Genomic DNA, 13,574 nt, shown 5'->3' on the forward strand with positions numbered 1-13,574 from the left:
TTTATCGCCCCAAATACACGTCGATGACTTCTTGGTTCGACGTGACGTGATCCAGACTGCCTTCAGCCAGCACAGCACCTTCATGCAAAACCGTGACCCGGCAGTTCAAACGTCGCACAAATTCCATGTCATGCTCGACGACAACCACGGCACAGGTTTTTGCGGCCTCGACCAGCAGGGCGGTTGTGTGTTCACGTTCTGCGGGTGTCATCCCAGCCGCGGGTTCATCAACCAACAACAACTGTGGGTCTTGCGCCAAAAGCATGCCGATCTCCAGCCACTGTTTTTGCCCATGGCTAAGTTCGCCCGCCTTGCGGTGTAACTGATCGGCAAGGTTAATTTCATCCGCCAACTCGTCAACACGCGACATGTCGTCCGAACTGCGTTTGTAAAAAAGTGCCGCGAACGGGCCACGTTTGCTTTTCAACGCCATGACAAGGTTTTCTTCGACCGATTGGTCTTCGAATACCGTCGGCTTTTGAAACTTCCGACCAATGCCGGCTTGTGCGATTTTTGCCTCCGACATGCCCAGTAATGATCGGCTCAAGTCCCCCCAAACAACGCGTCCTTCATCCGGTTTGGTTTTGCCGGTAATGATGTCCATAAATGTGGTCTTGCCTGCGCCGTTCGGACCGATGATGGCACGTAACTCTGCCGACCCGATTGTGAAGCTTAGATTGTTGATCGCCTTGAACCCGTCAAAGCTGACAGAGACACCAGAGACTTCTAAAAGAGTGCTCATTCAACAGCCTCCTTTTCTTGCAGCGAGCCTTCGCTTGGTCCCAGATCGGCACCGTGGCGATTGGGGCTTTTGCGGTCAGTCCACAGATCAACCAATCCTCCGATGCCTTTTGGAGCAAAGAGCGTGACGGCCACGAAGCTCAGGCCCAACACGATCAGCCACCAGTCGACCCATTTGATGGTGTAAAACCCAAGGTTCACATCCGGCACTTGCCCTCCGGTGAACCATGACGACACGAGGCTTACGAAGATCGCGCCGATGACGGCGCCGTAAAGCCGCCCGCGGCCCCCAATGGCGACCCAAACAGCCAGGTAGATTGATGCGATGGGCGCGACTTCTGCCGGGTTGATGATCCCCGCCTGCGGATAATAAAGCGCGCCAGCGATGCCCGCGATCATCGCGGTGACTGTGAACAAAAACAGCTTGTAGGTTTCCACCGGATACCCAAGGAACCTGACGCGCGCCTCGTCATCGCGAATACCGCGGATAACCGACCCGAATTTGCCGGACACGATCCAGGACGCAAAGAGATAACCTAAACCCAAAGCAAATGCAGATGCCCAAAAGAACCAGATTGAGATCGTCGCCTGTGGTACGTGATCCATGCCGGGAAGGTTCTGAAGGCCAGAAAGTCCATTGTTACCGCGCAATCCGCTGTCGTTTTGGAACAGGTACAGAGCAAGGGCCAGCGTCATGGCCTGCGTCAAGATCGAAAGATATACGCCCGTCACGCGTGACCGGAAGGCCAGCCAGCCGAAGACGGCGGCCAGAGCCCCCGGAACCAGCACGACCAGCGCCAATTGTATGGCGAGACTGTCCGCAAAGCTCCAGATAACTGGGAACTCGCTTGAGCCAACCACGCCAAAGATTTGATTGCCGATCGCATCCACCACTTCCTGAGCAGTCGGGGGGATCTGCGCCTCTGCCAACGAGGCTTCGACGATCCCGCGCGTGCGTTCATACATTAGCCACATACCAATCATGTAGCCGCCAAGGCCGAAGAACGCGAAGTGGCCAAGGCTAAGAATGCCCGTGTATCCCCAGACCAAATCCATCGCGACGGCAATAAGTGCAAGGCAGAGCGTTTTACCCAGCGTTTTCACGAAACTGGTCGAGATCAACCCGGCACCCGAGCCTTCGGCCAGCACCGTCACGAGGATCGTGAACACAGCCAGTACCGCCAGAAAAACCAGTGTGGTTGGATTGCGCAAGACAAAGGATTTCTGCATGGATCAATCCCCCGCCGCGCGACCCTTGAGGGCGATGATCCCTCGCGGTCGGAACTGGATGAAAATGATGATGAAGATGATCATATAAGTCTGGGCCGCAAGCGTGTTGGACGGGTTCATCCACTCGATCCCTTTTTGAAGGAATCCAATCATCGCGGCCCCTGCCAACGTGCCCCAGATGTTGCCGACGCCACCGACGACAACGGTCATGAAGCTTTGCACGATATAGTCAGATCCAAGTTCCGAGGTCACCTTGGCAAAAAGCCCGATGGCGACGCCTGCGATACCGGCGATGCCTGATCCAAGACCGAAGGTCAGCATATTCACGCGTCCCGGATTGATCCCCATCGCACCCGCCATCCGCGGGTTTTGCGTCACAGCACGGGTCTCAAGCCCCAGCCGCGTGCGCTTCATGATGTAGAGGAACACACCCAGAAAGATCAGCGCCAATACGAAGATTGCAATGCGAATGTAGCTGATTGAAATCACGGGATTCAGAACAAGCGCGCCGTCAAGCCAGCCGGGCGCGGTAAGCGGACGTGCTTGCGTACCAAAGATGTTCTTCGCCAGCTGTTGTAACGCAATCGAGATACCAAAAGTTGCCAGAAGCGTCTCAAGCGGGCGGTTGTAGAGCCAGCGGATTACCAGCCGTTCCAAGACAACGCCTGCAGCAAATGTCACCGCAAATGCCAGAGGGACCGCGACGATAATCGATACCGTGTGGTTTGGAACAAGTTGCTGAACGACATACCCGGTGTAGGCCCCCATCATGATAAATTCGCCATGGGCCATGTTGATCACGCCCATCACGCCAAAGGTGATGGCCAAACCGATTGCCGCCAGAAAATAGATTGACGCCAGTGACAGCGCATCCAGCGTCAGATCTGCGGTTTGGCTGAGTGATACTCGGGTCGAGATTTTGGTAAGCGCCGCTTCGGCGGCTTGAGTGACGGCGGGGGACGTCTCTGCATAGACGTCCGCGAAACTGAACGCTTGCAACGAGCTATCAATGTCGGCCTCCAAAACAAGCGGGGGAACTTTCCCCGTTGCGGCCAGAGCGGCATAAGCACGAACGCGGGCATCGGCATCGCTAAGCTGGGCAATTGGCACACCACCAACTTGGCCACCGTCGATGTGCGCGCTCAGCGACGATCGAAGCTGATCGTCCGAAATCAAGGCTGGTGCTTTTTCGGCATCGACGAGCAATTGATACGCGGCCGCCTTGGTAAATTCATCGCGTCCGGGAACGCGTGTTTGCGCGACGTTCAAATCGGCGGGGATATCTCCTTCGAAGGCTCTGGTCACTTTCGTGACCAAGGGGTTAAGTGCACCACGCACATCGACACCCAGATCACCGGAAAGCTCCTCAATCGCAGCAACGCGTGCAAGGTCGTCGTCGCCAAAGGATATTGTAAGCAGTTTCGCAAGCCGGGCTTTGCGTGCCTTAAGATCAGGATCCGTCTCGCTTTCGACTGACGCAACTAGGGGTTCAAGCAGCGACGCGTTTGGCGCGCGCTCGATTCCGGTCAAGCCCTTTGCACGCATCAACGGATCGGGGTCTTCCAGTTGGAAGCGAACAAGCGCTGTCGCAATCATCGCGCGAATGCCGCTGTTTGGTTTGATCTGCTTCAGATCACCTTTGTCGACTTCGCCAACAACTTCGCCGGTGTCGAAGTCTATAAGACGATAGGTTTTGCCCTCGACCTTCTGAGCTTGATAGAACAGCCCGCTTGGCTTGTGGTGCCACATGTCTTTGCTTTGCCATGTGTTCAGCATTGCGCGCGCTTGCGGCAATTTGCTGGCAACGACCGCATCAATCGCAGGACCAATCGTCTTGCGCGAGCTTTTAAGGACCGCTTCTTTGTGGTCTTGCAAAACGATTTGCATCGGGCCCACTGGACTGTCCGTCTGTGCAAGTGTCATTAACGCCGAGACAAGGACCATCAGCGCGGCCAAAACATGGGTTCTCATGGGAAGAAGCCTTCAGGCAAAGGGGTCAGAGGGGCCAAAGCCCCTCTAAAAGTTTCAGATTAGTAGTTGGACTTCAGTTGAACACAGCTGCTGGTTTCGGTGTTGTACATACCGCAACCCAGATCCTTCCAATCCGACTTAAGCACAGCGGATTCTGCCAAGTAGTCGGTCCATGCGTCGCCGGGAACTTCTTCGGTCTGGCTGATGATGTCGAACTGACCATCATCCTGGATTTCCCCGATCAACACCGGCTTGGCCAAGTGGTGGTTGGGCAGCATTACGGCGGTGCCGCCAGTCAGGTTCGGGAACTCTTGGCCATACATCGCGGTGCGCACGGCATCGACGTCAGTGGTTCCAGCAGCCTCTGCCGCGTTGACCCACATGTTGAAGCCAATGAAATGTGCTTCCATCGGATCATTGGTCACACGTTCCTCACCCATCCTGGCCTTCCAGGCTTTGATGAATGCTGTGTTTGCATCAGATTCGGCTGACTGGAAATAGTTCCACGCCGCCAGATGGCCAACAAGGTTCGAGGTGTCCAGACCCGACAGCTCTTCTTCACCGACCGAGAAGGCAACCACGGGAATGTCATCCGCCGAGATACCGGCCGCGGCCAGCTCTTTATAAAAGCCGATGTTTGCGTCACCGTTGATGGTCGAGATCACGCCGACCTTCTTACCGTCAGCACTCATGGCGACAACATCAGCAACGATTTTGGACCAGTCTGAATGACCAAACGGGGTGTAGTTCACAAAGATGTCTTCAGCGGCAATGCCTTTGCCTTTTAGATAACTTTCCAGAATGTTGTTCGTGGTGCGCGGGTACACATAATCGGTGCCGAGCAGAGCGAATTTTTCAACGCCCAGTTCATCCAAGAAATAGTCAGTTGCCGGGATGGCCTGTTGGTTCGGGGCAGCACCGGTGTAGAACACGTTTTTCGAGCTTTCTTCACCCTCATACTGAACCGGATAGAAGAGCAGACCGTTCAATTCTTCGATTACGGGCAGAACTGATTTACGTGACACTGATGTCCAGTTGCCGAAAATCACGTCAACCTCGTGAACGGTCAGCAGCTCACGCGCTTTTTCAGCGAACAGTGGCCAGTCAGAGGCTGGGTCTACGACGACAGCTTCCAGTTCGCATCCAAGCACGCCACCCTTAGCGTTCTGTTCGTCCACCAGCATCAGCATCGTGTCTTTCAACGTGGTTTCCGAGATCGCCATGGTCCCGGAAAGGGAATGCAGAACACCAACCTTAATCGGACATTCAGCAGCATTGGCAGCCGTCGCAACGGCAGCCGTCGCAACCGTGGCCAGCATCGTAGTTTTCAAAAAATTCATGTGTTTCTCCTCGCAGAGAAGGCCATGGACACTTGCGCAAATACGCATGTTTCACTAGGCGTTGTCTCTGCAACTTCCTTTGTTGCACCCGTGTGGCGGCTTGATGCGAGCACTACTTCGTCTTGCCGTCACACACCTGTCTCCCAAGCATCGGCTCAGCAGGCAGAAAGAGCCTCGCTGCACTGCGGCGGACTTTGCAACACTGCAAGGGTCGTAGCGCTGCAATTATTAACGTGTGCTGCAACTTTCAGCACAATGACTCGCGAAAGCTCATTTTTCACGCAGTAGAGGTTTGGTGGGTGCCAGATGTCAGATTTCGATGGTCTTAAACGCGTATGTGGCAAGAAATATGGGTACCTCTGATAAACGAGATGTCCCATCAACCGGCCCACGCACATAAAGCATCCTGAAGCGACACAGATCCAGCCGCGCGCCATCGGCGGTGTGAATCTCACTGTTGTAGCTGCAGGGACGCAAACCCGTTTGCGCAATCTTAGGCAATCGGGCTCTTTGAAATGCTTGTTCCCGCGCAAAGCTGAGGGTGGGTGCGAAGCCGTTCTGGTAAACACCGCAGGCGGCGTGACCGGAGGAGACCGGTTTACAGTTGCTGCAACGGCGCAAACAGATGCTCACTTAACCATCACGACCCAAGCATCCGAACGCGCTTATGCAAGTGTGGGTGAAGATAGCGGGCACATCACAAGCGCCCTGACCGTCAAAAGCGGCGGTCATCTGAACTGGCTTCCGCAAGAAACGATCCTGTTTAACAATTGCCATCTAAAGCGATCCCTCCATGTCGCGCTGGAACAAGGCGCGTCTGCGTTAATTTGTGAGCCGGTGATCTTCGGGCGGGCGCTGATGGGAGAGCAACTTTCCAACGCGCAGTTTGAAGATCGGGTGGAAATCACACGAAACGGCAAACCTGTTTTTCTGGACCAAGTTAGGTTGCGCGCCAACATCGAGAATACATTGTCGCGTCCTCACATCGCGGGCAGAAACCGCGCCATGGTGTCTTTGGTCTACATCGCGCCGGACGCAGAAGCCCGCTTGACGACGATACGGAGTTTGCTGCCAGAAACTGGCGCCGCAAGTCTGATCCAAGAAGACCAACTGGTGTGCCGGATACTCGCACCCGATGGATACCTGCTGCGCAAGCATCTGCTACCAGCCCTTAACCTCCTGACACGCAATCAACTGCCTAAATGCTGGATAATCTGACATGAACCTAACTCCCCGAGAAAAGGACAAGCTGCTCGTTGCCATGGCTGCCGAGGTCGCGCGCAAACGGCTGTCCCGTGGCGTGAAGCTCAACCATCCTGAAGCCATCGCCTTGATCACGGATGCAGTGGTCGAAGGCGCGCGCGACGGACGGTCGGTCGCTGACATGATGGAGGCCGGTGCTGAAATCGTTTCACGCAATCAATGCATGGATGGGATCGCCGAGATGATCCACGAAATCCAGGTCGAGGCTACGTTTCCAGACGGAACAAAGCTCGTCACCGTTCACAACCCCATTCGCTAAGGAGAATCCAATGCGCAACCTTGCTGCTCTTCTGCTCACCTCAACGCCCGCATTCGCACATGCTGATCGACTGCCTCATGCGCATGGGTCTGAAGCCTATTGGGTTGCTGCTGGCGTCATTGTGATCGCGCTCGCAGGACTGGGCATATTTCGACCGCAAAAACTGCGTGCCAGCAAATGATCCCCGGAGAGCTGTTTCCTGCCGCGGGTGAAATTACCCTGAATGCGGATCGCGAAGCCATCACGCTGATGGTCGCCAATACCGGGGACCGCCCGGTGCAAGTCGGCAGTCATTATCACTTTGCAGAAAGCAACACGGCGTTGGATTTCGACCGCGATGCGGCGCATGGCATGCGGCTTGATATTGCGGCCGGTACTGCCGTTCGGTTCGAACCGGGTCAGCGGCGCGAAGTAAACCTTATCCCCTTTTCCGGTGGTCGAAAGATATTTGGGTTTAACCAAAAAGTTATGGGAGCACTCTGATGCCCGCCACGATTTCCCGCGCTGACTATGCCGCCATGTTTGGCCCGACCACGGGGGACAAACTGCGACTGGCTGACACCGATTTGGTCATCGAGGTTGAACGCGATCTGACCGCCGATTTGGCGGCCGGTCAGGGCAATCAACCGCTTTACGGGGAAGAGGTGAAATTCGGCGGCGGCAAAGTGATCCGCGACGGGATGGGGCAGGCTCAGACCACACGTGCCCAAGGCGCGGTGGATACGGTGATCACCAATGCGCTGATCGTTGACCACACCGGGATCTACAAGGCAGATGTGGGTCTGAAAGACGGACGTATTGCCGGAATTGGCAAGGCGGGCAACCCGGATACGCAGCCGGGTGTGAACATCATCGTCGGACCGGGCACCGAGGCCATCGCAGGCGAGGGTCGCATCCTTACGGCTGGTGGTTTCGACAGCCATATCCATTTCATTTGCCCACAACAGATCGAAGACGCGTTGCACTCGGGCCTCACCACCATGTTGGGTGGTGGAACGGGTCCGGCCCATGGAACGCTTGCCACCACCTGCACACCAGGACCGTGGCACATCGGGCGGATGCTTCAAGCTGCGGACGCCTTCCCGATGAACCTAGCGTTTGCCGGAAAGGGGAATGCGTCGTTGCCGGCCGCTTTGGAAGAACAAGTGCTGGGCGGGGCCTGCGCGCTGAAGCTGCACGAAGACTGGGGCACAACGCCGGGCGCGATTGATTGCTGCCTGTCCGTGGCCGATGCCATGGATGTGCAGGTTATGATTCACACGGATACGCTGAATGAAAGCGGGTTTGTTGAAAACACCGTTGCCGCCATGAAAGGGCGCACGATTCATGCCTTCCACACCGAAGGCGCAGGCGGCGGGCACGCGCCGGACATCATCAAAATATGTGGCGAAGACCACGTGCTGCCATCCTCGACCAACCCAACGCGTCCCTTTACCGTGAACACGCTTGAAGAGCATCTGGACATGCTGATGGTCTGCCACCATCTGGACAAATCGATCCCTGAAGACGTCGCCTTCGCCGAAAGCCGGATCCGTCGCGAGACCATCGCAGCAGAAGATATTCTGCATGACATGGGCGCGTTCTCGATCATCGCGTCCGACAGCCAGGCGATGGGCCGCGTGGGTGAGGTGCTGATCCGCACGTGGCAAACTGCTGACAAGATGAAGAAACAGCGCGGGCGGCTCTCGGAAGAGACCGGAGACAACGACAATTTCCGGGTTCGCCGGTATGTGGCGAAATACACGATCAATCCGGCAATCGCACACGGGATCGGGCGCGAAATCGGGTCGATTGAAGTCGGCAAACGCGCAGATCTGGTCCTTTGGAGCCCTGCGTTCTTTGGTGTGAAGCCCGAAATGGTGCTGATCGGCGGCACGATTGCCATGGCACAAATGGGCGACCCGAATGCTTCGATCCCAACACCACAGCCCGTATATTCCCGGCCCATGTTTGGCGCCTATGGACGATCCGTTGAGAACTCGGCCGTTTGCTTTGTAAGCGAAGCTGCACAGACTTCGGGCATCCGCTCTGCTCTGGGATTGGCCAAGCAAACCGTCGCCGTGCAAAACACCCGGAACATCGGGAAAAAGGACCTGATGCTCAACCACGCGACGCCTGAAATTGAAGTGAACCCCGAAACATATGAAGTGCGTGCAGACGGCGAACTTCTGACTTGCCAACCCGCCGAGACCCTGCCGATGGCGCAACGGTACTTTCTGTTCTGATGTCGCTTCCTGTTTGTCATAAGATTGAACACAGCCACCACGCGGATGACCGCGTGACGCTTGACTATGAAGGCCGTTTCCTGCGCAGAAAGGTGCTGACGACTGACGGTGGTATCCGGTTTCTTGTCGATCTCAGCCAGACCACCTCTGTCAATCAAAGCGACGCCTTTGTTCTAGAAGATGGCCGGTTGATTCAGGTGGTGCCAGCCGCCGAAGATCTGTTGGAAGTCACGGGCGATCTGATCCGGCTTGCCTGGCATATCGGCAACCGTCACATGCCCTGCCAGATCGAAGCCGACCGGCTTTTGATCCAGCGCGACCATGTGATCCGGGACATGCTTGGGAAGCTCGGGGCCGATGTCTGCGAGGTGCATGAACCCTTCACACCAGAAGGGGGCGCCTATGGACATGGCCGCACTCATGCCCATGCACATTGATCAGCTTTTAACCCTCACTCAGTGGCTTTCGCCCGTCTTTCCCGTCGGGACATTTGCTTATTCCCACGGGTTGGAGGCCGCCGTGGACCAAGGCTGGATCCGGGATGCAGCGGGGCTTGAGGGTTGGCTGAAGGATGTGGCCGAATACGGCGGCGGGTCATCCGATGCGCTGTTTCTAAATGCGGCCTATGGTGCCGAAAACCACGAGGCGCTTTATCACATCGATGCCACCGCCCGCGCCTTTGCCCCGTCGAAAGAAAGACTGCTTGAGACCGAAGCACAGGGGCGGGCATTTTGCGATGTGACCGCCGCCCTTTGGGGCGACATGCCGATGCTGTTGACCTATCCCGTGGCGCTTGGTTTCGCCGCTGCGCGCGAGGAGCTTCCCGCAGCGCAAACCACGCAACTGTATATGCAAGCGCTGCTATCGAACTTGATCGCAGCAGGGCAGCGGCTTTTGCCCGTCGGTCAGACCGAGGGGCAGGCCATCCTCAAGCGATTGACGCCGCTTTGTGTCCGGGTCGCAAAGGCCCATGCACATGGTGATCTGAACCACCTTAGCAGCACCGCTTTCCTTACAGATGTCGCCTCGATGAAGCACGAAACCCAATACTCAAGGATATTCCGCACATGACCAGCCCGAACGGCCCCCTGCGTATCGGAATAGGCGGCCCCGTAGGCGCGGGGAAGACAACATTGACGGCGGCGCTGTGCGAGCAGTTGCGCGACCAGCATTCGATCGCGGTCGTCACAAATGACATTTACACGCAGGAGGATGCAGAAGCGCTGATGCGCCTGCAGGTCCTACCGTCGGATCGCGTAGTAGGGGTCGAAACAGGGGGCTGCCCTCACACCGCGATCCGAGAGGACGCGTCGATCAACCTTGCGGCCATTGCGGACCTCGTCGACAAGCATCCCGATCTTGAGATTGTCCTGATCGAAAGCGGAGGCGACAATCTCTCGGCCACCTTCAGCCCAGAGCTTGCCGATTTGACAATCTACGTGATCGACGTGGCTGCAGGAGAGGAAATCCCCCGAAAAGGCGGCCCCGCAATCACACGATCAGACATTCTGATCATCAACAAAACAGACCTCGCACCTTATGTAGGTGCTGATCTGGCGGTGATGGAGCGAGACGCCAAAAAGATGCGTGGCGCGCGCCCCTTTGTCTTTTGTAAGCTGCTTCATGATAACGGTATTGATGCGGTTCTTAACTACATTTTCGAAATGGGGGGCCTTTGGCGCAACTGATTTGGCTTGAAATTTGCGACTTCAGAAAAAACTCTAGCCCGAGAATTACGGCGGTCAAAAGCAATGATGGATCTCAAAAACAACCGGGATACGATCTGGAGTCAGATGCGCAGCCCGGAGATGTTCCGGTGCTCCTTCCTGTTCTCAAGTAGGTTCCACGACAGGCCGCATATATTGCCACGGCAGTATGCGCGGCTTGTTCGGGATTGGGTGTCGGCGATTGACCTCGATCCGACGGGATCGGGCACGTATTCTATGTGACGCACAAAAGAGGCGCTGAGCAAAGAGCCTATGACCAACTGCACGACATTACAGCCATGCCAGCAAGCAGATGCCCATAGCGCGCGTTCTGGGCATCCTCCATCCCAGATTTACACGCTCCGAAGGGCCCTTCCGGCTTCCGTTGTATTTTCCCTCGCTGTTCACCCTTCAGAACTTTAGTCGGAACCCTTCGCCCGTGACCCTATAGCTTGATTGTCAGCGACATCCGTAAGCGGTTTCCCGGTCACACGGTGGGGCCATAGTTCCACGGCATAAGTTCGTGGATCATAGATTGTTTGTGTCCGTTGACGATGGCTTGAAGCGTAGCGGTCAGCCACGCGTGCGGATCAACGGAGTTGAGCTTACATGTCTCGATCAGTGACGCCAGCATTGCCCAGTTTTGGGCTCCGGCATCGTGCCCGGCAAAGAGAGCGTTCTTGCGATTGAGAGCGATCGGCCGGATTGTTCGTTCGACGGTGTTGGAATCCAGCTCTACTCGACCGTCATCGAGGAATGCGACAAGCCCGGGCCAATACTTGGCGATGTATTTGAGGGCTTCGCCGATCGGGGATTTGGCCGACACGCGGGCACGGCTTTCCTGAAGCCATATTTCCATTTGTTTGATTATCGGTTTCGAACGTTCCTGTCTCGCTGCCAGCCGATCCGCGGGGCTTTGACCGCGAATGTCCTTTTCGATCTGATACAGGGCTCGGATTTACACATGGGCGGCTGCGAGGTGTCGCTGAACTTCACGGTTTTTTACTGTCTTGGCCTTCGGAAGCGGAGATAGCAATTTCTGTTGAATCTGAATGGCAAAACATCGGGATAGGAAACGCGATTTTTGAACGCGTTCTTGCAATGGCTCAGAATCGAGGTGTCAGAACGATTCACATGACGTGTCTCAAAGAGAATAGCCGCATGAGGCATCTCGCCACCAAGCACAACGCATTGCTCTCCATTGATCAAGACGCCACTGAAGCTGTTCTACACCCCTATTGGCCAACAATGACATCCATGACCAAAGAGATCATCGGTGAAACTTGCGGCTTTGCACAGACAGTTTTTGAGCCGAACCGACAAAAGGTGTATCGGGCATATCTTTAATCTCAGCCCCGTTTTCCGACAGTGGTGACGAGCGCAGCAAATGCGCGGATTCGATATCCACCGAGAGCGATCCGCTTTGTTGGTCGGCATGGAAAATAGGTACTGCGTCGCTAGAACCCGATGCTTCTGCCACGAACAGGTCTGAGAACCTTTTTGCTTTTGCATTAGCTCGTATGACCGGCCCCACCTGAGGGTCCTGTTTGAATGTTAGTGCATGATCGGTCTTGGTTCCTGCAAAATCTCACGTAATAGCCCGGTGGTTTCTCAAATGATCAGCGCATGGAGTTTCCCTTAAGATGGAAGTGATGTGCGTGACTTCTGATTCGGTTCAGCATCCACGTCGACGATGGTTACAGAAATCGGATATTTTTGGTTGGGGAGGAATAGTTATCGGACATTTGTATAAACCAAAATGAACAAACCTGGGATAAAGAACGACGGCAGCCCAAACAGCTGATATCTCGGGTGTGATCTTCAGAAGCTTGAACCGTGAAAATCTTTGAAAATGATGATCTTTATCAAGCTAGTTCTGGTTGAGTGGTTCTTAAAACCTACCCACAGATAAGCAAGATAGAATATAATGAGAACAATGAGGTACCCATGCAGTAAAACTGCACACGAACCACCTCTCCGCTTCGATAGAAGCGGAGAGGTTTCTGCATCAAGCGTCCAGAAACGCCCCGATGGTCACGCCCACATCCTTGCGTCGGGAATACATCAGCAGATGGCCGGCCTGGTATACCTCTAAACGGGCGTTCTGCATCATGTTGGCCAGCAGGATCTGATTGGTGATCGGGATCAGCCCGTCATATTGACCCGCGATGATCAGGGTCTTTTGCGACAGTTGGCGCAGCCACGGCAGGCTGGTCCAGCTGCACATGGCGCGCACCTGTGTGAAATACCCATCCGGGCTGGGCGCAATGGCGTGTTTGGAATACTCGCGGAAATCTGTCGGGGTGAAAATTGCTTCTCCCCCATACATCAAAGGGCCGATGAAGTTGCCGTAGGTTTTGCTGATATAGCGCATCGGGAACATGATCTCGGACAGGGCAATCGGGGTGCCCCACCAACTGCCAATCCCGCCCGCCGAGGTGATGGCCAGCACCAGTTTACCCACGCGACCGGGCGTGTCGCGGGCCAATTGCTGCGCTACTGCCCCGCCCCAGGAAATGCCCAGAATGTCGAACCGTTCGATCTTCAACCGGTCCAAAACACGCAAGGCAAAACCCGCATAGTCGGGGATTGTGGCCATGCCTTCGATCATTGGTGTGCGCCCGATCCCGGGCATATCGAAGGCAACTATGGTGCGGTTTTTTAACTCGTCTACCAGCGGTAAAAGCACTTCAAGTGACTGTCCCAGTCCGTTAAAGATTAACAGCGGCGGGGCGTTATCCGGGCCATCGCGCCGCAGATAGCGGACAGACGTATCATCGACTGTAACGATGTTGAAGGTGATGTCCGGGTGCGGGTTGGTGGCGTTCAGATCTTTCAT

Annotated in this window: 15 protein-coding genes and 1 pseudogene; 9 read left to right on the forward strand and 7 right to left on the reverse strand. The window is 55.6% G+C overall.

The window, feature by feature from the left end; all coding sequences use genetic code 11:
* Position 1 precedes the first annotated feature (1 nt).
* The 4 genes from urtD to urtA are packed head-to-tail and all read right to left on the reverse strand — an operon-like array spanning position 2 to position 5,282.
* A complete protein-coding gene (gene urtD / locus AC13C8_RS13100) occupies positions 2–742 on the reverse strand; it encodes an urea ABC transporter ATP-binding protein UrtD (RefSeq protein WP_091427826.1) in 741 nt (246 codons plus the stop codon).
* Entirely contained in the window at positions 739–1,971 is a 1,233-nt protein-coding gene (gene urtC / locus AC13C8_RS13105; protein ID WP_482847716.1) for an urea ABC transporter permease subunit UrtC, read from the reverse strand. Before urtC ends, urtD begins: the two co-directional genes overlap by 4 nt.
* A gap of 3 nt (positions 1,972–1,974) precedes the next feature.
* The gene (gene urtB / locus AC13C8_RS13110; protein WP_482847718.1) at positions 1,975–3,942 is read right to left on the reverse strand and encodes an urea ABC transporter permease subunit UrtB; all 1,968 of its coding nucleotides are present in this window, start codon (positions 3,940–3,942) and stop codon (positions 1,975–1,977) included.
* Positions 3,943–4,001: 59 nt separating this feature from the next.
* Positions 4,002–5,282 carry an urea ABC transporter substrate-binding protein gene (urtA, locus tag AC13C8_RS13115; protein WP_091427833.1) on the reverse strand — a complete coding sequence of 427 codons (1,281 nt, stop codon included), beginning with the start codon at positions 5,280–5,282 and terminating at the stop codon, positions 4,002–4,004.
* Between the two features lie 510 nt (positions 5,283–5,792).
* On the opposite strand from urtA, the gene AC13C8_RS13120 reads away from it, so the two are divergent.
* The 8 genes from AC13C8_RS13120 to ureG are packed head-to-tail and all read left to right on the forward strand — an operon-like array spanning position 5,793 to position 10,717.
* Positions 5,793–6,500: an urease accessory protein UreD gene (locus AC13C8_RS13120; RefSeq protein WP_482847720.1), complete on the forward strand. Its 708-nt coding sequence runs from the start codon at positions 5,793–5,795 to the stop codon at positions 6,498–6,500.
* A gap of 1 nt (position 6,501) precedes the next feature.
* Positions 6,502–6,804, forward strand: coding sequence for an urease subunit gamma (locus AC13C8_RS13125; protein ID WP_091427838.1), 303 nt, complete (start codon positions 6,502–6,504; stop codon positions 6,802–6,804).
* A gap of 10 nt (positions 6,805–6,814) precedes the next feature.
* Positions 6,815–6,985, forward strand: a complete 171-nt coding sequence (locus AC13C8_RS13130) for a hypothetical protein (RefSeq protein ID WP_482847721.1) — start codon at positions 6,815–6,817, stop codon at positions 6,983–6,985.
* On the forward strand, positions 6,982–7,287 hold the full coding sequence (locus AC13C8_RS13135) for an urease subunit beta (RefSeq protein WP_091427841.1): 306 nt from the start codon (positions 6,982–6,984) through the stop codon (positions 7,285–7,287). Before AC13C8_RS13130 ends, AC13C8_RS13135 begins: the two co-directional genes overlap by 4 nt.
* On the forward strand, positions 7,287–9,029 hold the full coding sequence (gene ureC / locus AC13C8_RS13140; protein ID WP_091427844.1) for an urease subunit alpha: 1,743 nt from the start codon (positions 7,287–7,289) through the stop codon (positions 9,027–9,029). Before AC13C8_RS13135 ends, ureC begins: the two co-directional genes overlap by 1 nt.
* The gene (locus tag AC13C8_RS13145) at positions 9,029–9,466 is read left to right on the forward strand and encodes an urease accessory protein UreE (protein WP_091427847.1); all 438 of its coding nucleotides are present in this window, start codon (positions 9,029–9,031) and stop codon (positions 9,464–9,466) included. Before ureC ends, AC13C8_RS13145 begins: the two co-directional genes overlap by 1 nt.
* Positions 9,432–10,100 carry an urease accessory protein UreF gene (locus AC13C8_RS13150; protein ID WP_482847722.1) on the forward strand — a complete coding sequence of 223 codons (669 nt, stop codon included), beginning with the start codon at positions 9,432–9,434 and terminating at the stop codon, positions 10,098–10,100. The genes AC13C8_RS13145 and AC13C8_RS13150 overlap by 35 nt, the downstream gene beginning before the upstream one ends.
* Positions 10,097–10,717, forward strand: a complete 621-nt coding sequence (gene ureG, locus AC13C8_RS13155; RefSeq protein WP_482847723.1) for an urease accessory protein UreG — start codon at positions 10,097–10,099, stop codon at positions 10,715–10,717. The genes AC13C8_RS13150 and ureG overlap by 4 nt, the downstream gene beginning before the upstream one ends.
* Positions 10,718–11,222: 505 nt before the next feature.
* Here the strand turns inward: ureG and AC13C8_RS13160 are convergent.
* Positions 11,223–11,693: pseudogene (locus AC13C8_RS13160) on the reverse strand (IS66 family transposase); the annotation flags it as partial.
* A 14-nt stretch (positions 11,694–11,707) separates the two neighbouring features.
* On the opposite strand from AC13C8_RS13160, the gene AC13C8_RS13165 reads away from it, so the two are divergent.
* Positions 11,708–12,082, forward strand: coding sequence for a GNAT family N-acetyltransferase (locus AC13C8_RS13165; RefSeq protein WP_482847880.1), 375 nt, complete (start codon positions 11,708–11,710; stop codon positions 12,080–12,082).
* Here the strand turns inward: AC13C8_RS13165 and AC13C8_RS13170 are convergent.
* Both AC13C8_RS13170 and AC13C8_RS13175 read right to left on the reverse strand, forming a co-directional pair.
* On the reverse strand, positions 12,006–12,269 hold the full coding sequence (locus AC13C8_RS13170; RefSeq protein ID WP_482847724.1) for a hypothetical protein: 264 nt from the start codon (positions 12,267–12,269) through the stop codon (positions 12,006–12,008). The two genes, AC13C8_RS13165 and AC13C8_RS13170, sit on opposite strands and share 77 nt — an antisense overlap.
* Before the next feature lie 474 nt (positions 12,270–12,743).
* A complete protein-coding gene (locus AC13C8_RS13175; RefSeq protein ID WP_091427860.1) occupies positions 12,744–13,574 on the reverse strand; it encodes an alpha/beta fold hydrolase in 831 nt (276 codons plus the stop codon).

Source organism: Aliiroseovarius sp. B-4, assembly GCF_056857795.1.

Coding starts and splice junctions, on each gene's coding strand:
- AC13C8_RS13125 (WP_091427838.1), top strand. CDS start 6,502: ATGAACCTAACTCCCCGAGAAAAGGACAAGCTGCTCGTTGCCATGGCT.
- AC13C8_RS13130 (WP_482847721.1), top strand. CDS start 6,815: ATGCGCAACCTTGCTGCTCTTCTGCTCACCTCAACGCCCGCATTCGCA.
- AC13C8_RS13175 (WP_091427860.1), bottom strand. CDS start 13,574: ATGAAAGATCTGAACGCCACCAACCCGCACCCGGACATCACCTTCAAC.
- ureC (WP_091427844.1), top strand. CDS start 7,287: ATGCCCGCCACGATTTCCCGCGCTGACTATGCCGCCATGTTTGGCCCG.
- urtA (WP_091427833.1), bottom strand. CDS start 5,282: ATGAATTTTTTGAAAACTACGATGCTGGCCACGGTTGCGACGGCTGCC.
- AC13C8_RS13145 (WP_091427847.1), top strand. CDS start 9,029: ATGTCGCTTCCTGTTTGTCATAAGATTGAACACAGCCACCACGCGGAT.
- urtD (WP_091427826.1), bottom strand. CDS start 742: ATGAGCACTCTTTTAGAAGTCTCTGGTGTCTCTGTCAGCTTTGACGGG.
- urtC (WP_482847716.1), bottom strand. CDS start 1,971: ATGCAGAAATCCTTTGTCTTGCGCAATCCAACCACACTGGTTTTTCTG.
- ureG (WP_482847723.1), top strand. CDS start 10,097: ATGACCAGCCCGAACGGCCCCCTGCGTATCGGAATAGGCGGCCCCGTA.
- AC13C8_RS13135 (WP_091427841.1), top strand. CDS start 6,982: ATGATCCCCGGAGAGCTGTTTCCTGCCGCGGGTGAAATTACCCTGAAT.
- urtB (WP_482847718.1), bottom strand. CDS start 3,942: ATGAGAACCCATGTTTTGGCCGCGCTGATGGTCCTTGTCTCGGCGTTA.
- AC13C8_RS13150 (WP_482847722.1), top strand. CDS start 9,432: ATGGACATGGCCGCACTCATGCCCATGCACATTGATCAGCTTTTAACC.